The following is a 17201-nucleotide window of genomic DNA, read 5'->3' on the forward strand; positions in this document are numbered from 1 at the left end:
AAAAGGCCGCGCAGCCCCTCTGTAGGAGCCAGCGGGCGGCGATCCGTCTTGCTGGCGAACGGTCGGTACCGACGCAGCAGATGCATCGCCTGGAAATACGCCTTCGCTGTAGGAGCCAGCTTGCTGGCGAATGGCCGATGCATCCGCAACAGACGCATCGCCCGGAAATACGTCTTCGCGAGCATGCTCGCTCCTACGGGGATTAACCCAGCATCCGCCGCAAGGCGATGCAATCCACTGCGTGCCAGTCGGTCAGCTCCGGCCAGGGGTTTTCCGGCAGGTTGACCAGCACGGTCCTGGCGCCTGCCGCCCGGCCGCAATCCAGATCATGGCGATAATCGCCGACCATCACCATTCGCGACGGCTCTACATCCCACGCCTGCGCCAGTTTCAGCAGCCCTGCAGGATGCGGCTTCGGCGTCGCTTCATCACGCCCGAGTACATCCTCGACAGCAAAACAGTCGGCCAAGCCAATCGCTTCCAGGGTGATATGCGCCAGCTCCCGGGCGTTGCGGGTCAGCACACCCAGCCGATAGCCCCGCGCAGCCAGTTCACGCACCAGTTCCACCGCGCCTTGCGCCGGTTGCGACGCCACCGCCAGTTCACGTTCATGTTCGAGCAACCATGCGTGCTTAGCGATGGATTGCTCGGCAGGCAGAGCCGCCAGGTGGCCGAGGATGTCGTCCTCCAGCGGAATTTCCAGCGCCCGCTTGATCGCCGGAAAATCATGCACCGCAATGGTCAGGGTGCCGTCCATGTCGAACACCCAGTGGCGAACCTGGTCGAGGGTCATGCCCAGTCCTTGCGGTGCCGGATCAGGCCTTCCTGACTCACCGATGCCACCAGTTGCCCGGCGCGGTTGAACACGCTGCCCCGGGAGAAACCACGGGAATTGCCGGCCCATGGGCTGTCCATGGCGTAGAGCAGCCAGTCATCGGCGCGCAGATCGTTGTGGAACCACAATGAGTGATCGAGGCTGGCAACCTGCATGTCCCGTTGCCATACGGTCTTGCCGTGCGGCAGCAGCGAAGTGGTCAGCAGATTGAAGTCCGAGGCGTAGGCCAGCATGTATTTATGCAGCGCCGGTACGTCCTGCAAGGTGCCGTCGGCGCGAAACCACACGTACTTCACCGGCTCGCCCGGCTTGGGGTTGTACGGGTCTTCGGCCGTGACCGGGCGAAACTCGATGGGCTTGGGGCACAGGAATTTGTCGCGCATCGCTTCAGGGATCAGGTGCGCACGCTGTGTGAGCAGCTCCAGCTCCGAGGGCAGGTTGTCCGGGCCGACGATGTCGGGCATGGAAGTCTGGTGTTCGAAGCCTTCTTCGTCGTACTGGAATGAGGCGCTGCAGGTAAAGATCGGCTTGCCTTTCTGGATGGCCGTGACCCGGCGCGTGCTGAAGCTGCCGCCGTCGCGCACCCGGTCAACCTGATAGACCACCGGCAACCCGGCGTCGCCTGGGCGCAGGAAATAGCCGTGCAGCGAATGAACATGGCGATCTTGCTCGACCGTCTGGCTGGCCGCCGACAGCGACTGGCCCAGCACCTGGCCGCCGAACAGCTGGCGGAAGCCCAGATCCTGGCTGCGGCCGCGAAACAGGTTCTCTTCGATCGATTCCAGGGTCAGCAGCTCGACCAGATCATCCAACACTTGGCTCATTCACGGTTCCTCGTACAAAACCGCGCTGCGTGCGGGGCAGCGGCGGTCGATCAGACTTTGCACAGGGCCTGGCGTGCGCCCTGTCCGGCAGATGGAAATGATACAGAATTTAAGGACGGCGGCTCACTCAAGGTTTGAGGGTGGTGAGCCATTCTTCGCGGGTAATCCGATACAACACATGCGGCTTGAGGGGGTGGTCGTCCGGCAGGTTGGGATGATCGAAGTCGTCAGCCGGATCGCGCTGCATGCCAATCGCCTGCATGACCTTCTGCGAAGGCTCGTTGCTGACCGCCGTGAAGGCCACGATTTCATCCTGACCCAGCCGCTCGAAGCCACAGCCCAGCACCGTCCAGGCCGCTTCGCTGGCAAAGCCCAGGCCCCAGTGTTCACGCGCCAGCCGCCAGCCGATTTCCACGGCCGGGGTGAAATGCGCATCGAACCCCACCACTCCCAGCCCGGTGAAGCCAATGAAGTCACCGGTGTCCTTGCGTTCCAGCGCCCACAGACCAAAACCCAGCTCGGCGAAATGGCCGCGCATGCGCCCGATCATCGAAGCGCTCTCCAATCGGCTCAAGGGCGCCGGAAAATAGCGCATCACTTGCGGGTCCGCGCACATCTGTGCAAAAGCAGGCAAATCATCGTCACGCCACTGCCGCATCAACAAGCGGGCACTGTCGAGTTTGAGTATCGGCTCCATCGATTCTCCCCTGTTAGGCCGTAGGTCAGGTGTTTCAGCCGTGTCGAGTGTCCGCCAGTGTAGCCGCATGGCCTGTCAGTCTGCTGTGCGGCCGGCGACAATACTGGCACTATCGGCCTTCGACCCATGATCGGACGAAAAATGTCCCTGCCGCTCATCTACCACGACGATTACAGTCCGCAATTTCCCCCGGACCACCGTTTTCCGATGGACAAGTTCCGTCTGCTGCGCGATCACCTGGTCGACAGCGGCCTGACCCAGGACGCCATGTTGCTGCGTCCCGAGCTGTGCCCGGCGGATATTCTGGCACTGGCACATGACCCTTCCTACATCAGCCGTTACCTCAGCGGCGACCTGTCGCGTGAAGACCAGCGTCGGCTCGGCCTGCCGTGGAGCGAAGACCTGGCGCGCCGCACCATTCGCGCCGTGGGCGGCTCGATACTCACTGCCGAGCAAGCGCTGCAACACGGCCTGGCCTGCCACCTGGCCGGTGGCACCCATCACGCGCATTACGATTATCCGGCGGGCTTTTGCATCTTCAACGACCTGGCCGTCATCAGCCATTACCTGCTGGCCAGCGGCCGTGTGGATAAGATATTGATCTTCGATTGCGACGTGCATCAAGGCGACGGCACAGCGCGAATCCTCGCCGACACCGAGGAAGCCGTCACTGTTTCGCTGCACTGCGAAAAGAACTTCCCGGCGCGCAAGGCCCAGAGCGACTGGGACATTCCGCTGCCCATGGGCATGGGCGATGCCGACTACCTGAAGGTGGTCGACGACCTGCTCAACTATCTGCTGCCGTTCCACAAGCCGGATCTGGTGCTGTACGACGCCGGTGTCGACGTGCACAAGGACGATGCTCTGGGTTATCTGAAGCTGACCGATCAGGGCGTTGCCGCCCGAGACGAAGCGGTGTTACGCCACTGCCTGGGCCGTGACATTCCCGTGATGGGCGTGATCGGCGGCGGCTACAGCAAGGATCGCCACGCCCTGGCGCGACGCCACGGGATTCTGCATCACACGGCGCACAAGGTCTGGCAGGATCTGGGGCTGTAATTCTCAGGTAGAATGCGCCACCCCTTCGCTATCGATATTCAGCCCATCATGACCGACCTTGCCTCCCCCGCCGCTACATCCGTCGCCATTATCGGAGGCGGTCCGGCCGGGTTGATGGCGGCCGAGGTGTTGAGCCAGGCCGGGCTCAAGGTCGATGTCTATGACGGCATGCCTTCGGTGGGCCGCAAGTTTTTGCTGGCTGGCGTCGGCGGGATGAACATCACCCATTCCGAGCCTTACCCGGCGTTTCTGTCGCGCTACGCCGAACGCTCGTCAAGGCTCGATCCGCTGCTGCAGGATTTTGACGCCGACGCGCTGTGCGCCTGGATTCACGGATTGGGCATCGACACTTTCGTCGGCAGTTCGGGCCGTGTATTTCCCACCGATATGAAAGCTGCGCCGCTGCTGCGTGCCTGGCTCAAACGCCTGCGCGAAGCGGGCGTCGCGATTCATACCCGCCACCGCTGGCTGGGTTGGGATGCGGCCGGCAACCTGCGCATTGCTCACGGAGAAGGTGAATTGTCCCTCAAGCCTGCGGCCACCTTGCTGGCGTTGGGTGGTGCCAGCTGGGCACGCTTGGGTTCGGATGGCGCGTGGTTGCCGTTGTTGAAGCACCACGGAATAGAAGTAGCGCCGTTGCAGGCAGCCAATTGCGGCTTTGAGGTAACGGCCTGGAGCGACCTGCTGCGCAGCAAGTTTGCCGGTGCGCCACTGAAGAACATCGCCATGGGCCTGGCCGATCAAGCGCCGCGCCTGGGTGAGTGCGTGCTGACTGAAACCGGCGTCGAGGGCAGCCTGGTTTATGCGCTGTCGGGGCAAATCCGTGAGCGAATCAATCAGACAGGCCGTGCGACGGTTCAGATTGACCTGCTGCCGAGCAAGCGTCTGGGTGACGTGCAAAAAGCGCTGGGCAAGCCGCGAGGTTCACGCTCGATGTCCAAGCATCTCAACAGCCAGTTGGGGATCGACGGAGCCAAGGCGGCATTGCTCCGCGAACTGGCCCCGCGTGAAACGTTCGAGAACCCGGCACTGCTGGCCCAAGCCATCAAAGCGCTGTCCTTACAGTTGGTGAGGGCTCGTCCAATCGACGAAGCCATCAGCACGGCAGGTGGCGTGACCTTCGAGGCCATGGACCAACGCCTGATGCTCAAGCAACTGCCGGGCGTGTTCTGCGCAGGGGAAATGCTCGACTGGGAAGCGCCGACCGGTGGCTACTTGCTCACCGCCTGCTTCGCCAGCGGCCGCGCGGCGGGGTTGGGGATGGTGGAGTGGCTGCGCAACTGAACCAACATACGCCACTGTCGCGAGCAAGCTCCTTCCCACAGGGGCGCGGCCTACCACGGTCATGTGCAGGATTTGCGTGTTTCGCCGTACCGGATGCGCACGGTAACAACGGTGACAGGCAGCTTGCTGGCGACGACGGATCTACCGACCGCTACAGATGATCAGGCTGCACCGGCCTATCCGCGAGCAAGCTCGCTCCTGCAGTAAGCATCGTGATCAAGGTTTTTTCTTGCGTGGCCCGGTGTTGAATACCGGCACCTTGCGCACCGGTTTGACCACCGGGTCCGGCTCGGAATCGCCGCTGTCGACCCACTTGCCCAGGTTGCGCTTGCTGCTCGATACCTTGGGTTTCTTCGGCTTCTTGGGCTTTTTCAGGATCTGGCCGCTGGCATCGGTGGCCGGCACGCGGTGTTCAGGCTCGAAATCCTGCTCTTCGTGGCGTTGCAGCGTCTGTCGGGTCAGCACTTCGATGGCCGACAACAGCTCAACTTCATCCGCACAGACCAGTGAGATCGCCTCGCCGGTCAGCCCTGCGCGACCGGTACGGCCGATACGGTGGATGTAGTCCTCGGCCACGATTGGCAGGTCGAGGTTGACCACCGTCGGCAAGTCATCGATATCCAGGCCGCGCGCCGCCACGTCGGTGGCGACCAGGATCTGCACTTCGTTGGCCTTGAAGCGATCCAGCGCCCGCTGGCGAGTGGCTTGCGGCTTGTCGCCATGGATGCCGTCGGCGTTCATACCCAGCGCCTGCAAGCGGTCGACCAGTTGGTCAACGCCCACGCGGGTCTTGGCGAACACCAGTACCTGGCCCCAGCGGTGCTTCTTCATCAGATGAATGAACAGCTCGGCCTTGCGCTTCTTGTCGACCGGCACCACCCATTGCTTGACCGACGAGGCCGCCACGTTGCGCGGGCTGACTTCGATGGTCAGCGGGTCGTCGAGCATCTGCGAGGCCAACTGGCGGATCGGGTCGGAGAAGGTCGCGGAGAACAGCAGCGTCTGGCGGCGTTTAGGCAGTGCGGCGTAAATCCCGCGCAGTTCCTCGGCAAAGCCCAGGTCGAGCATGCGGTCGGCTTCGTCGAGAATCAGGGTTTGCAGCTGCGAAAACTTGACCGCGTTCTGCCGATGCAGGTCCAGCAAGCGGCCCGGCGTGGCGACCAGCACGTCGACGCCCTTGCGCAATTTCATCATCTGCGGATTGATGCTCACCCCGCCATACACGGCATAGGTGCTCAACGGCAGGTGTTCGGCGTACTGGCGAATGCTCTCATGGACCTGCTCGGCCAGTTCGCGGGTCGGTGCCAGCACCAGGGCGCGGACCGAGTTGGGCGTCACTTTCGGACCTTCCATGGTCAGACGTTGCAGCAGCGGCAGCGCGAAACCGGCGGTCTTGCCGGTGCCGGTCTGGGCTGCCGCCATCAGGTCACGGCCAGCCAGAACCGGGGGAATCGCCTGTGTCTGCACAGGCGTCGGGGTCTGGTAGCCGAGCGTTTCAAGAGCGCGCAGCAGGGGTTCGATCAGGCCGAGAGAGGCGAATGTCATGGGGGTACCGTAGGGAAAATTCAGCGCAAGGCGCGCAGTTTACCCTGTCCGGCCCCTCGCGGTCAGTTGGCGCGCGCGGTTGCGGCTCCATGCTCCGGTGGTTTGCGCCACTGCGGCAAGCCGATCAGCACCACGGCACTGATGATCACCACCATGGCCAGGCACTCTTCGGTGCCGATGGTCTCGCCGGCGAACATCACGCCCAGCAGCACCGCCACCGCCGGATTGACGTAGGCGTAGCTGGTCGCCGCAGCCGGTCGGACGTTCTTGAGCAGGTACATGTAGGCGCTGAAGGCGACGATAGAGCCAAAGACCACCAGGTACATCAGCGCGCCCCAGCCGGCGGCGGTGGGCATGTGCTGCAGCCGCTCGCCGCTGAGCAGGCTGCCGATCAGCAGTGTCACGCCTGCGGTAATCATCTCGGCGCCGCTGGCCATCGGCCCAGCTGGCAAAGGCAAGTGCTTGCTCAGCACAGACCCGAACGCCCAGGCCGCGGCTGCGAATATCACCATGGCCGCACCGTAGGGGCTGGCCTGCAGGTTGGAGCCCAGGTTCAACAGGCCGATGCCGATCAGGCCGAGCACGATGCCCGCCCATTCCAGATGCGTGGTGCGGTTGCCCCAGAACAAGCCGAACAGCAGCGTGAACAGCGGCATGGTGGCAATGGCCAGCGCGGCGACACCGGAGGCAACGCCCGCGTGTTCGGCCAGGGTCACGCCGCCGTTGCCGCAGGCCAGCAGTAAAAAGCCGATCACGAACGCCGCTTTCCACTCCGCCCACGTGGGCGCGGGCACACCACGCCAGCGCAGGAAGCCATACATCAGGCTGCCGGCAATCAGGAAACGGACGCCGGCCATCATCAACGGCGGCCAGGATTCGACTCCGATGCGAATGGCGAGATAGGTCGAACCCCAGATCAGGTAGAGGGCAAAAAAGGCACCGGCAAGCAGCAACGGGAAACGGCGGGAATCAGGCATGTCCATGCTCTATGAATTGGGAGTGATGGGAAGCTATTGTATGAAGGCAAACGGCGAAGCTTAAGCCGTAAAACGTGTTTCAATACGCCTTGAACCTTGTAATTGACGGTATTTCCGTGATCCGACCTTTGATTCGAAATACTGAACCTGCGCCGGAGGAGACCCGCCATGACGCTGGATAAATACGATCGAATTCTGCTCCAGGCGCTGCTGGAAAACGGCCGGGCGTCGTTCGCTCAACTGGCGAAACTGGTCAACCTGTCCGCGCCCGCCGTGGCCGAGCGGGTCGCCAAGCTGGAAGCGGGCGGTGTCATTACCGGCTACGAAGCCAAAGTCGATCTGTCGAAAGTGGGGTTGCCGATCCAATGCGTCGTCGAGCTGCGCATGGCCAGCCACGGAAACCAGCAGGTGTATGACGAACTGGCAAAAATCCCCGAGTTGATCCAGTGCTACCGGGTGACAGGCGACCCTTGCGTGATCATGCGCGCGGCGGTCGATTCGATGCCGCATCTGGAAGACCTCATCAACCGCATCGCTCAGTTCGGGTTCAGCAAGACGTCCATCATTCTGTCGACTTCAGTGGAACGCAGCCTGCCGCTCAACCATCTGCAAGTGCAGGTCAAAAGCCGCGCTGACGCTTGATGGCTTCGCTGATCTTCGCGGCGGGAATCTTCTGCAACGAGCACAGCAACTGATGGGACACGCCAGGCAGCCCGTGGGTCTGGCGCAGTTCGTTGCTCAGGTAGACCGTGAGGTTGGCGGCCATTTCGGCATCGGCCATGGCCCGGTGAGCCTTGCCGGTGTCGGGCAGGCGCGCGTAGCTGGTCAGCGTGCCGAGCTTGTGGTTCGGCGCACCGGGCATCAGGCGGCGCGCCAGCAGCATCGAACAGGCGAAGCTTTGCTGGCGGGTGCGCTGGATGCGCGACAGTTCGTAGTCCCAGAACTTCTGGTCGAACGAGGCGTTGTGGGCCACCAGCGGCGTTGCGCCGACAAAGTCGCTGACGTCGCCCATCACCCGCTCGGCGGGCGGCGCGGTGCGGATCATGCTGTTGCTGATGCCGGTCAGGCCTTCGATGAACGCCGGGATGCGCACCCCGGCGTTCATCAGGCTCTGGTAGCGGTCGACGATGCGCCCTTGTTCCATGATCACCACGGCGACTTCAGTCGCGCGGCAGCCCTGGCCGGGCGTGATGCCCGTGGTTTCAAAGTCGATGACAGCGATACGTTCCAACACGGGATGCAGACCTTTCAGGGTTTCATTTGAGCAGCAGCGCGCCTTCGATGGGCACGTAGCGAGTGGCAGCGCGAATCAGTGAATTGGCAGTCAGCCCCGGCACACCGTAGGCGACGGCTTCCACGCCATGCTTGGTGATGATGCGTTCGAGCAGCAGATCGAAGTCGCCATCGCCGGAAGCCAGCACCACTTCGTCGACCTGCGGCGCGACGTCCATGATATCGATAGTGATGCCCACATCCCAATCACCTTTCGCCGAACCGTCGCTGCGCTGGATGTACGGTTTGAGTTTTACGGTAAAACCCAGGTTGCGAAGGATCTGCTGGAACTGCTGTTGCTTGCTGTCACCGCGATCGATGGCATAGGCGAACGCCTCGACGATCTGCCCGCCCTTGCTGATATCCGCCCACAGCGCGGCGTAGTTGAAATGGCAGCCATGCGCCTGGCGCACGGTGTAATAGAGATTCTGTACATCGGCGAATACCGCGATCTTCTTCACCGCAACTCCTCAAGGGCAAGCAACCCGCCAGCGGGTGACGTCGATTCGGGACGTGAATCGCAGGGCAGTATGACAGCTTGGGGTGGCGCGGGGGCGTAAGTCCGATTGAGCGGCGTCGCGCTGGTCCTGATGCTCGTTCTGTGGGAGGTCGCCGTCCGCTGCCTCCCATAAGAACGGCGCATATCGGCGGTATCAGGTATCAGGTATCAAACAAACGAATCATCATCCGAAAACAGGTCGCTGCCGCTGTCGTCGAAACCGTCATCGCCCACGTATTGCGATCCTTCGCCTTGATCCATCGGCTGGTCGTGAATGACCTCGACGATTTCCTGCGGTTGGTCGTGGTGACTGAACAGGCTGCTGATGCCTTCGGCCAGCATCACGCCGCCCGCCACACCGGCCGCGGTCTGCAAGGCACCGCCGAGAAAGCCGCTACCTCTTGGCGCTTGCTGCGCGGCATAGCCCGGTTGCTGGGCCGGGCCGTCGCGCCAACCACCCGAAGCCGGCTGGCCAGGTTTCGACGCGCCGCCGCCGAAAATGCCTGACAGAAAACCACCACCGGCCTGCCCCGATGAGCCCCGCGCCTGCTGAAGCTCGGCCTGCAATGTCTGAATCTGCGCGTCACGCTCCTGAACCTGGCGATTGAGCTGGTTGACCGCCGCCTCCTGAACCAGAATCGCCTGGGCCATGTAGTACGGCGCGGCGGGCTGGCGGGTCAGGTGCTCCTTGATTCGCGCTTCGGCTGCGGCATCACGCGGGGTGGACGTGGATTCGGCGTCCTTGAGTTTGGAGAAAAGACCGTCGATCAGGTTTTGCTCTTCGCTGTTCATGGCGACCTCGCTGGTTAACCGTTGGAAACCTTCGTTCGGCTCAATGAGCGAACCCTGCGTTGAGTAATGGGGCCGCATCCTCCCGCTTCAATGACATGAACAAAATGTCATGAAGGCTCTGGCACGGCATAACCTTGGTTCAGCGCTCAGGCATGGGCTAAAGTGTCGGCCTGCTTTTCAGCCTGTGACCTATCCGCATGAACCCGTTGACCGTTCTCCAGGACTCGCTGTATTTCTTCCGAAGCCATCTGGGCAGCATTCTGGTGTTGTGTCTGCCGCTGGTGGTGCTCGAAGCGCTGGCTAAACAAGCCTTGAGTCACGCCATGGCGGCCGACGCCTCGCCTGCCTACGAGCTGGTGGTCAGCCTGTTCTTCTATCCGCTCTACACCGGCGCGCTGATCCTGTTTCTCGATGCCCGCAGCCGCGGCGAGGAACCCCAGCCCCGCGACCTGCTGGCCATGGCCGTGCGGATGTGGCCGGCCTTCGCCCTGCTGTCGGCGATGAGCACGTTGCTGATCCTGTTCGGGCTGTCGCTGTTCGCCGTTCCCGGAATCTGGGTGATGGTCAAGCTGGCGTTTGCCGAGTACCTGCTGGTCTTGCGCAAACTGACGCCCTTCATGGCGATGCGCGAAAGCATGCAGATGACCAACGGCCATTTCGTGCGCATCCTGACCTGCCTGCTGTGCATCTACATTCCGCTGACCTTGCTCGAAGCCTTGAGTCTCTATCTGTTTCCCGAACCGCAGGGCGCGCCCTTGGCGCTGGCGCTCAGCAGTATCGGCAGCTTCCTGCAACTGTTCACCAGCGTCGTGATGTTCCGCCTGTTCATGCTCATCAGCGAGCCGCAACGGCAGGACTGACCATGAACCGTGCGGCACCGAAGCGCTCGGCTATGCTGGTCGCGAAACCGTCATCAAGCATTACCTGCTCCGAGTCGAGCCAATGATCCGTTTGCTGCTGCGTGTGCTGTTGCTTGCCCTGGCCCTGGCGGGCCTGCTGCTGATTCTCGTCTACCAACTGACCTGGCGGCCCGCCGCCAGGGAGCCGGCGACTGCTTCGTGCAACCCCGCCAGTGCGCCGTTGCCTCTGGTAGCGGGCCAGGCACTCAAGGTGATGACCTGGAACATCCAGTACCTGGCGGGCAAGCGCTATGTGTTCTGGTACGACATGGCCGACGGCAGCGGCCAGGACGAGCGACCGACTCCGGAAGATGTGGCGTATAACCTGGACGAGGTCGCCAGGGTCATCCGCGACGAGCAGCCGGACATCGTGCTGTTGCAGGAAGTGAACGACGGCGCCAAGAACACCGATTACCACGACCAGCTGGCGCTGCTCCAAGAGCGCGTCACTGATCTGTATCCATGCAGCTCCCAGGCGTTCTACTGGAAAGCGGACTTCGTTCCCGACCGGCACATCTGGGGCAGCGTCGGCATGAAACTGGCGACCTTGAGCCGCTACCGCATCGAGAGTGCCGAACGCCTGCAATTGCCGGAAGTGCAGGCCAATTTCATCAGCCGTCAGTTCCAGCCCAGGCAAGCCCTGCTGGTGAGTTACCTGCCGTTGCGCGACGGCAGCAGGCTGGCAGTGATCAACACCGAGCTGGCGAAAGGCGAGCAGGCCCAGACCCAGATCAACGTGACCAGCCAGCTGCTGGACCAACTGGAGGCTCGCGGCACGCCATGGCTGATCGGCGGTGACTTCAATCTGTTGCCGCTGGGCCAGTATCAGCGCCTGCCTGCCGAGCAGCGCGCCGGTTACAACGCCGACAGCCCGTTGCATCCGCTGTGGGACAAGTACCCGATGATTCCCAGTAATGCCGAGGCCAGCGGCATCGACCGCGCTCGATGGCTGACCCACTTCCCGAACGACACCCGCGTGGATGGACCGGATCGGACGCTGGACTACCTGTTCCATAGCCCGAGCCTGAAACGCGTCGAAGCCAGGGTGCGCCGCGAAGACACCCTGCTGATCTCCGACCATCTACCGGTGATCGGCCGGTTTCAGCTGCCGGTGGGACACGAGCCGGACTCTGAGCGTTAGGTCCCGCGTGGCTTGATCCGCGCCGTAGGCTCGGCGATCAGCGGATCTTCGGGCCAATAATGTTTCGGGTAACGGCCCTTCAGATCTTTCTTCACATCCAGGTAGGTGTTGCGCCAGAAGCTGGCCAGATCCTGGGTGACCTGCACCGGGCGGCGCGCCGGGGACAGCAGATGCAGCTTCAGCACCTGGCGGCCGCCGGCGATGCGCGGGGTGTCTGCCAGGCCGAACAGTTCCTGGAGGCGCACCGCCAGGATCGGCGGCGTTTCGCTGTAGTCGAGCTTGACCGACGACCCCGACGGCACCGAAATATGCGTAGGAGCCAGCTCATCAAGCTGCTGCGGCAGCGGCCACGGCAGGATGCCGCGCAGGATGGACGGTAAGTCCAGTTGGCCGAAGTGGCTCAGGCGGCTGACGTTGTTCAGGTAGGGCTGCAGCCAGCTTTCCAGCGAAACAAGCAGCGCGGCGTCGCTCAGATCCGGCCATGGGCTTTCAGCGTTGTGGCTCAAGTCGATGGCGCGCAGCAGGGCGACTCTTGCCTGCCATTGCCGCAGCGCGGGCGTCCAGGGCAGCAGCTCCAGCCCTTTGCGCCGGACCAGATTGACCAACGCCTTGGACCGCGCGTTTTCGTCCAGACCGGTCAAGGGTGCCGTGCTCAGTATCAGTTCCCCGACCTTGCGCTGGCGCTCGGCGCGCAGCACGCCTTCACGCTCATCCCATTCCAGCTCGTCCACCACGCGTACCTGCTCGGCGAGCACGCTGTCGAACAAGCCCGCATCGAGGTCGGTGGCCAGGTAGATTCGTTCCTCGCGCTGGCCTTGGCGGCTGCCGAGATCGGCGACGACCAGCCAGGCATGTTTCATCAGCGCGTCGGCTTCGTTGAATACCGCAGCGCGGCCGTTAGCCAGCCGATATTCGGCGCCGCCCGGTCGCCGTTGCTGCGCCACGCGGTCCGGGTAGGCAAGCGCCAGCAGACAACCCGGCCAGCGCGGATGATCGGGATCGCTCACTGCCTGGGTCGGCTGGCCACGCAGATAGCCGCGATATTGGCGGGCCAATTGCCGCACACGATTGACGGCGCCCTGGCTGCCGCGCTGCCCGCCGGACACCATCATCAGGCGGCTGTGCAGGTCGGCACCGGCGCCGCGCAGGATGTCCCGTTCGCCGAGCAACGCCGCCACGTCACACGCCATGTCGCCCAACCCCAACGCGTGGCCGCGCAGCAGCAGATGGGCAATGCGCGGGTGCGCCGGCAGTTCGGCCATGGCTTGCCCGTGGGCGTTCAAGCGACCGTCGGGTTCCAGGGCGCCGAGGCGTTGCAGCAGGTCGCGGGCCTGAGCGAATGCGGCGGCGGGTGGCAGATCGAGCCATTTCAACTGCCCCGGAAGCACGCCCCAGCGCGCCAGTTGCAGGGCGAGACCGGCGAGATCGGCCTGCAGCATTTCCGCTGTGCCGTAGGCGGCCAGCTGATCGTGCTGGGCTTCGGACCACAAGCGATAACAGACACCCGGTTGCAGACGCCCTGCCCGCCCGGCGCGCTGGGTGGCGCTGGCGCGGGAGATACGCTGGGTGTCGAGCCGGGTCATGCCGCTACCGGGATCGAAGCGCGGAACCCGTGCCAGCCCGGCGTCCACCACCACGCGCACGCCGTCGATGGTCAGGCTGGTTTCAGCGATGTTGGTCGCCATCACCACTTTGCGCATGCCCATGGGAGCGGGTTCGATGGCGGCGCGCTGGGCATTGAGGTCCAGTTCGCCGTGCAACGGGCAGAGCAGAACGTCCGGGCGGTCGCCCAGCGCTTCGGCCAGTTGCTGGTTGACGCGACGAATCTCGGCCTGGCCGGGAAGGAACACCAGAATGCTGCCGCTTTCGTTGCCCAGCGCGTCGAGCACTGTCTGCACCACGCGCGGTTCGATGAATTCGCCGGGCTGGAACGGCCGCCCCCAGTTCATGGTGACCGGGAACATGCGGCCATCGCTGCGCACTACCGGCGCATCGTCCAGCAGCGCGGCGAGCCGCTCGCCTTCCAGCGTGGCGGACATCAGCAGAATCTTCAGCGGCTGGTCGTCGCGAAACAGCTCCCGACCATTGAGGCTCAGCGCCAGAGCCAGGTCGGCGTCCAGGCTGCGCTCGTGGTATTCGTCAAAGATCAGCAGCCCGACACCCTCCAGCGCCGGATCTTCCTGCAAGCGCCGGGTGAGGATGCCTTCGGTGACCACTTCAATGCGTGTCTTGGGGCCGACCCGGCTTTCCAGGCGGATGCGATAGCCGACAGTTTCGCCGACCTTCTCGCCCAGCTCGGCGGCCAGCCGCTCAGCCGCTGCACGAGCCGCCAGCCTGCGTGGTTCGAGCATCAGGATGCTCTGCCCGGCCAGCCAGGTTTCCTCCAGCAGCGCCAGCGGCACACGAGTGGTCTTGCCCGCACCGGGCGGCGCCTCCAGCACGGCTTCGTGGCGGCTGGACAGAGCTTGGCGCAGGGCGGGCAGAACGGCATCGATTGGCAGTGAATTCATGACGGCTCCAGAACAGGCGGCCGATTATACGGATGTACAGCCAAGGAAACCCGTTTCAGTGGGAGCCGCTTGCGGGCGACGACATATTCCCAGGCGGTACATCTGCTGCGTCTGTACCGGCCTCTTCGCCAGCAAGCTGGCTGCTACCAGTGCGAACGACACGTTCCTACGGTAAGAACCACCATCCCACGCAATAGTCTTAGCCTTGCGTCCTTTGCCTTGTATAGTTGGCAACTTCATTTCAGGAGCTTTCCATGCGCATTCCTTCCCGTTTGATTGGCGGTGTTGTGGTCGCCACGTTGCTGACCCAGCTTTCGGCCTGCGGCAGCATTTTCTACCCTGATCGTCGTGGTCAGATCGACGGCAAGATCGACCCGGCCATCGCTGCGCTCAACGCCTTCGGTCTGCTGTTCTACATCATCCCCGGCGTGATCGCGTTTGCCGTGGACTTTGCCACGGGCGCCATTTATTACGCACCCGGCGAGCACGCGCAGATCGATCCACAAAAGCTGCAACCGGCGGTCAACCCGGACGGCAGCGTCGACAACCTCAAATTGCAGGCGATTATCGAAGCCGAGCTGGGCCGTACCCTGCCCCTCGACGATCCACGCCTGATCCAGCACAAGGGCAATGCCCAACAGCTGGCTTCGCTGGGCATCATTCCGGCGGCGTAATCAATCAGGAGCGTCATGAGCACCAGCACTGAACACGGCCGCCTGCTGCGCCTGGCCACGCGGGCTTCGCTGGCGGTAGCCGTCACCCTGATCATCGCCAAAAGCGTGGCCTGGTGGCTGAGCGGTTCGGTGAGTCTGCTGGCCGGGCTTACCGACTCGCTGCTCGATGGCGCGGCCTCCTTTCTCAACCTGCTGGCGGTGCACTACGCGCTGCGCCCTGCCGATGACGATCATCGCTACGGGCATGGCAAGGCAGAAGCCTTGTCCGGCATGGCTCAGGCGCTGTTCATTGCCGTCAGCGGCGTGCTCATCGCATTCCAGGCATACGAGCGCATTCAGAATCCGCAGCCTCTTGGCGCCCCGCTGCTGGGGATGCTGGTGATGATCGCCTCCATTGTCCTGACCCTCGGGCTGCTGACCTTGCAGCACAAGGTGATCAAGGAAACCGGCTCGGCGGCGATTCGGGCCGATTCGCTGCACTACCGCTCCGACCTGCTGCTCAACGCCAGTATCCTGCTCGCGCTGGTACTGGCCTGGTATGGCTGGGAACAGCTGGATGCTTATTTCGGCCTGGGCATCGCTGTCTATATTTTGTGGAGCGCGGTTCACATCGCCCGAGACACCGTGTCGGTATTGATGGACGAAGAACTGCCCTCGGAGGTCAGCGCGCAGATGCTGGTGCTGGCCTGCGCGGTTCCCGGCGTGCTCGGTGCCCATGACCTGCGCACGCGGATTTCCGGCAATCACTGGTTCGTGCAGCTGCATCTGGAGTTGCCCGGCAGCCTGACGCTGTCGGTCGCCCACGGCTTGTGCGATCAGGTCGCCGACGCCATTCATCGGCAGTATCCGAAGGCTGAAGTGCTGGTCCACGCCGATCCACAGGAAGTGGTGAAGCAGACCCGCAGCTGATCAGCTTTACTGGACGCTGTAGCCACGCTCCATCAGACACGCACCCATCGCCCTGCGGTATTGGTCGACAACCTCCGGGGCCGGTCGGTAGGTCACGTTAGCCGGATCGAAACCGCTCTGCTCCGCGGCCCAGCGGTAGCATTGATAATGATCCAGTTCCACCTGTTGCTGGCTCTGCCCATTTTGCGGGTAAGCGACCGGATCGTATCCATTGCCTTGTTCCGCCGTGCCGTACACCGGCTCGCTGGTTGGCGGTGTGACCACCACATATTCCTGGGTGTTGGGCTGATAGGTGTAATAGGTGCCGGCCGCCAGGAACAGCAGTGAACTGCCGATCCACACTTCCTGCGAATAGGACGGCAAGGCACGTACACGGGCGCCGTAAGGCGGCGAGACCACGACATAGCGCTGGCCCTGCGGGCGATACCAGTAGCCGTCGGCGTAAAAGTAATCCTGCCCGCGATAGGGAACCCTGGAGTAACCGCCGGGAACCCGGTCTATCGCGTGGCCCGGGCGATACTGCGGACCAGGGCCCCAGCCGTTACCGCGCCCGTCCGGCCGACCTTCCCAGCGATCGTCGGGGCGGCCGGCATTCCAGTTGCGGTTGCCGCGCGGGATGTCCTGATAGTAACCCTGGCGCGGCTGCTGGGTTTGCCAGACCTCCCGCGGCCCACTCTGGATCGGCAGGTTGTCCTGCGCCTGGCGCTGTTGCTGACGCTCGGTCTGGCGCACCTGATTCTGTTGTTGCTGAATCTGGCGCTGTTGCTCGCGTTGCTGCTGGTTGATCTGCTGTTGCTGCTGGCGCTCCACATTGCGCAGCTGGATATCCTGCTGCTGGATCTGCTGTTGTTGCTGACGTTCGGCCTGGCGCACCTGATCCTGCTGGTTCTGGATGACGCGCTGCTGTTCGCGTTGCTGCTGGTTGATCTGCTGTTGCTGTTGACGCTCGGCACCGCGCTGCTGATAAAGCTGCTGCTGAACATCACGTTGGCCGCTATCGTTGACATTGCCACGCGGGGACTGATCCCCGGCCAGCGCCTGGGCACTGATGCTCATGCACAGGAGGCTCAGCCCCGTCAGCTGCCAGATGCCAGTTTTCATGCTTTCCTCACCGACGCGTATCCACGTCACTTTAAGACTGCGATGGCGTAATGCCGTTCTGTGCACTTTATCAGACGCACAGAAAAGGGGGCCAAACGGCCCCCTTGGGATACTTCGTCCTGGCTCGACGCTTTTGACGCCGGCTCACCTCATGCCGTCTTCTGGACAGTATGTAGCCCGGGG

General features: G+C 63.1%; 18 protein-coding genes. 8 read left to right on the forward strand and 10 right to left on the reverse strand.

Annotated elements, in window-relative coordinates:
* Positions 1–202: 202 nt before the first annotated feature.
* From EGJ27_RS16175 to EGJ27_RS16185, 3 genes are all read right to left on the reverse strand, one after another.
* Positions 203–793 carry an HAD family hydrolase gene (locus EGJ27_RS16175; protein WP_125831750.1) on the reverse strand — a complete coding sequence of 197 codons (591 nt, stop codon included), beginning with the start codon at positions 791–793 and terminating at the stop codon, positions 203–205.
* Positions 790–1659 carry an acyl-CoA thioesterase II gene (gene tesB, locus EGJ27_RS16180; protein ID WP_125831751.1) on the reverse strand — a complete coding sequence of 290 codons (870 nt, stop codon included), beginning with the start codon at positions 1657–1659 and terminating at the stop codon, positions 790–792. Before tesB ends, EGJ27_RS16175 begins: the two co-directional genes overlap by 4 nt.
* Before the next feature lie 127 nt (positions 1660–1786).
* Positions 1787–2356: a GNAT family N-acetyltransferase gene (locus tag EGJ27_RS16185; protein ID WP_125831752.1), complete on the reverse strand. Its 570-nt coding sequence runs from the start codon at positions 2354–2356 to the stop codon at positions 1787–1789.
* A 141-nt stretch (positions 2357–2497) separates the two neighbouring features.
* Between EGJ27_RS16185 and EGJ27_RS16190 the strand changes: the two genes are divergently transcribed.
* Complete coding sequence (locus tag EGJ27_RS16190) at positions 2498–3415, forward strand: histone deacetylase (RefSeq protein WP_125831753.1); 918 nt, start codon at positions 2498–2500, stop codon at positions 3413–3415.
* Between the two features lie 48 nt (positions 3416–3463).
* Entirely contained in the window at positions 3464–4699 is a 1236-nt protein-coding gene (locus tag EGJ27_RS16195) for a TIGR03862 family flavoprotein (protein WP_125831754.1), read from the forward strand.
* 216 nt (positions 4700–4915) lie between these two features.
* Here the strand turns inward: EGJ27_RS16195 and EGJ27_RS16200 are convergent, their stop codons facing one another.
* Both EGJ27_RS16200 and yedA read right to left on the reverse strand, forming a co-directional pair.
* Positions 4916–6244, reverse strand: coding sequence for a DEAD/DEAH box helicase (locus EGJ27_RS16200; RefSeq protein WP_125831755.1), 1329 nt, complete (start codon positions 6242–6244; stop codon positions 4916–4918).
* Positions 6245–6306: 62 nt separating this feature from the next.
* The gene (gene yedA / locus EGJ27_RS16205) at positions 6307–7221 is read right to left on the reverse strand and encodes a drug/metabolite exporter YedA (protein ID WP_125831756.1); all 915 of its coding nucleotides are present in this window, start codon (positions 7219–7221) and stop codon (positions 6307–6309) included.
* A gap of 168 nt (positions 7222–7389) precedes the next feature.
* Between yedA and EGJ27_RS16210 the strand changes: the two genes are divergently transcribed.
* Positions 7390–7863 (forward strand): Lrp/AsnC family transcriptional regulator, encoded by a 474-nt coding sequence (locus tag EGJ27_RS16210; RefSeq protein WP_125831757.1) that lies wholly within the window; start codon positions 7390–7392, stop codon positions 7861–7863.
* Here the strand turns inward: EGJ27_RS16210 and EGJ27_RS16215 are convergent.
* The 3 genes from EGJ27_RS16215 to EGJ27_RS16225 all read right to left on the reverse strand — a co-directional run bounded on the left by EGJ27_RS16215 (position 7841) and on the right by EGJ27_RS16225 (position 9784).
* Positions 7841–8452: a PolC-type DNA polymerase III gene (locus tag EGJ27_RS16215; protein ID WP_177523047.1), complete on the reverse strand. Its 612-nt coding sequence runs from the start codon at positions 8450–8452 to the stop codon at positions 7841–7843. The genes EGJ27_RS16210 and EGJ27_RS16215 overlap by 23 nt on opposite strands.
* A 25-nt stretch (positions 8453–8477) precedes the next feature.
* On the reverse strand, positions 8478–8954 hold the full coding sequence (locus EGJ27_RS16220; RefSeq protein ID WP_125831759.1) for an NYN domain-containing protein: 477 nt from the start codon (positions 8952–8954) through the stop codon (positions 8478–8480).
* 206 nt (positions 8955–9160) lie between these two features.
* A complete protein-coding gene (locus tag EGJ27_RS16225) occupies positions 9161–9784 on the reverse strand; it encodes a DUF2076 domain-containing protein (protein WP_125831760.1) in 624 nt (207 codons plus the stop codon).
* 197 nt (positions 9785–9981) lie between these two features.
* On the opposite strand from EGJ27_RS16225, the gene EGJ27_RS16230 reads away from it, so the two are divergent.
* Both EGJ27_RS16230 and EGJ27_RS16235 read left to right on the forward strand, forming a co-directional pair.
* A complete protein-coding gene (locus EGJ27_RS16230) occupies positions 9982–10644 on the forward strand; it encodes a YciC family protein (protein ID WP_125831761.1) in 663 nt (220 codons plus the stop codon).
* 82 nt (positions 10645–10726) lie between these two features.
* Positions 10727–11824 (forward strand): endonuclease/exonuclease/phosphatase family protein, encoded by a 1098-nt coding sequence (locus tag EGJ27_RS16235; protein ID WP_125831762.1) that lies wholly within the window; start codon positions 10727–10729, stop codon positions 11822–11824.
* On the opposite strand, the gene hrpB is transcribed toward EGJ27_RS16235, so the two are convergent.
* Positions 11821–14334: an ATP-dependent helicase HrpB gene (hrpB, locus tag EGJ27_RS16240; RefSeq protein ID WP_125831763.1), complete on the reverse strand. Its 2514-nt coding sequence runs from the start codon at positions 14332–14334 to the stop codon at positions 11821–11823. The genes EGJ27_RS16235 and hrpB overlap by 4 nt on opposite strands.
* A 254-nt stretch (positions 14335–14588) precedes the next feature.
* Between hrpB and EGJ27_RS16245 the strand changes: the two genes are divergently transcribed.
* Together EGJ27_RS16245 and EGJ27_RS16250 are read left to right on the forward strand one after the other, a co-directional pair.
* A complete protein-coding gene (locus tag EGJ27_RS16245) occupies positions 14589–15008 on the forward strand; it encodes a polyribonucleotide nucleotidyltransferase (protein WP_125831764.1) in 420 nt (139 codons plus the stop codon).
* A gap of 15 nt (positions 15009–15023) precedes the next feature.
* Complete coding sequence (locus tag EGJ27_RS16250) at positions 15024–15917, forward strand: cation diffusion facilitator family transporter (RefSeq protein WP_125831765.1); 894 nt, start codon at positions 15024–15026, stop codon at positions 15915–15917.
* 6 nt (positions 15918–15923) lie between these two features.
* Here EGJ27_RS16250 and EGJ27_RS16255 read toward each other — a convergent pair whose 3' ends face one another.
* On the reverse strand, positions 15924–16649 hold the full coding sequence (locus EGJ27_RS16255) for a DUF6515 family protein (protein ID WP_177523048.1): 726 nt from the start codon (positions 16647–16649) through the stop codon (positions 15924–15926).
* Between EGJ27_RS16255 and EGJ27_RS25095 the strand changes: the two genes are divergently transcribed.
* Positions 16569–17069, forward strand: a complete 501-nt coding sequence (locus EGJ27_RS25095; protein WP_371920859.1) for a hypothetical protein — start codon at positions 16569–16571, stop codon at positions 17067–17069. The two genes, EGJ27_RS16255 and EGJ27_RS25095, sit on opposite strands and share 81 nt — an antisense overlap.
* Positions 17070–17201: the final 132 nt, after the last annotated feature.

The organism is Pseudomonas sp. v388 (assembly GCF_003935425.1).
GTDB lineage: Bacteria > Pseudomonadota > Gammaproteobacteria > Pseudomonadales > Pseudomonadaceae > Aquipseudomonas.

What these genes read in the sequence shown, in the direction of transcription:
- tesB (WP_125831751.1), bottom strand. Translation starts at nt 1,659, where the DNA reads ATGAGCCAAGTGTTGGATGATCTGGTCGAGCTGCTGACCCTGGAATCG.
- EGJ27_RS16225 (WP_125831760.1), bottom strand. Translation starts at nt 9,784, where the DNA reads ATGAACAGCGAAGAGCAAAACCTGATCGACGGTCTTTTCTCCAAACTC.
- EGJ27_RS16250 (WP_125831765.1), top strand. Translation starts at nt 15,024, where the DNA reads ATGAGCACCAGCACTGAACACGGCCGCCTGCTGCGCCTGGCCACGCGG.
- yedA (WP_125831756.1), bottom strand. Translation starts at nt 7,221, where the DNA reads ATGCCTGATTCCCGCCGTTTCCCGTTGCTGCTTGCCGGTGCCTTTTTT.
- hrpB (WP_125831763.1), bottom strand. Translation starts at nt 14,334, where the DNA reads ATGAATTCACTGCCAATCGATGCCGTTCTGCCCGCCCTGCGCCAAGCT.
- EGJ27_RS16185 (WP_125831752.1), bottom strand. Translation starts at nt 2,356, where the DNA reads ATGGAGCCGATACTCAAACTCGACAGTGCCCGCTTGTTGATGCGGCAG.
- EGJ27_RS16175 (WP_125831750.1), bottom strand. Translation starts at nt 793, where the DNA reads ATGACCCTCGACCAGGTTCGCCACTGGGTGTTCGACATGGACGGCACC.
- EGJ27_RS16190 (WP_125831753.1), top strand. Translation starts at nt 2,498, where the DNA reads ATGTCCCTGCCGCTCATCTACCACGACGATTACAGTCCGCAATTTCCC.
- EGJ27_RS16230 (WP_125831761.1), top strand. Translation starts at nt 9,982, where the DNA reads ATGAACCCGTTGACCGTTCTCCAGGACTCGCTGTATTTCTTCCGAAGC.
- EGJ27_RS16235 (WP_125831762.1), top strand. Translation starts at nt 10,727, where the DNA reads ATGATCCGTTTGCTGCTGCGTGTGCTGTTGCTTGCCCTGGCCCTGGCG.
- EGJ27_RS16195 (WP_125831754.1), top strand. Translation starts at nt 3,464, where the DNA reads ATGACCGACCTTGCCTCCCCCGCCGCTACATCCGTCGCCATTATCGGA.
- EGJ27_RS16245 (WP_125831764.1), top strand. Translation starts at nt 14,589, where the DNA reads ATGCGCATTCCTTCCCGTTTGATTGGCGGTGTTGTGGTCGCCACGTTG.
- EGJ27_RS16200 (WP_125831755.1), bottom strand. Translation starts at nt 6,244, where the DNA reads ATGACATTCGCCTCTCTCGGCCTGATCGAACCCCTGCTGCGCGCTCTT.
- EGJ27_RS16210 (WP_125831757.1), top strand. Translation starts at nt 7,390, where the DNA reads ATGACGCTGGATAAATACGATCGAATTCTGCTCCAGGCGCTGCTGGAA.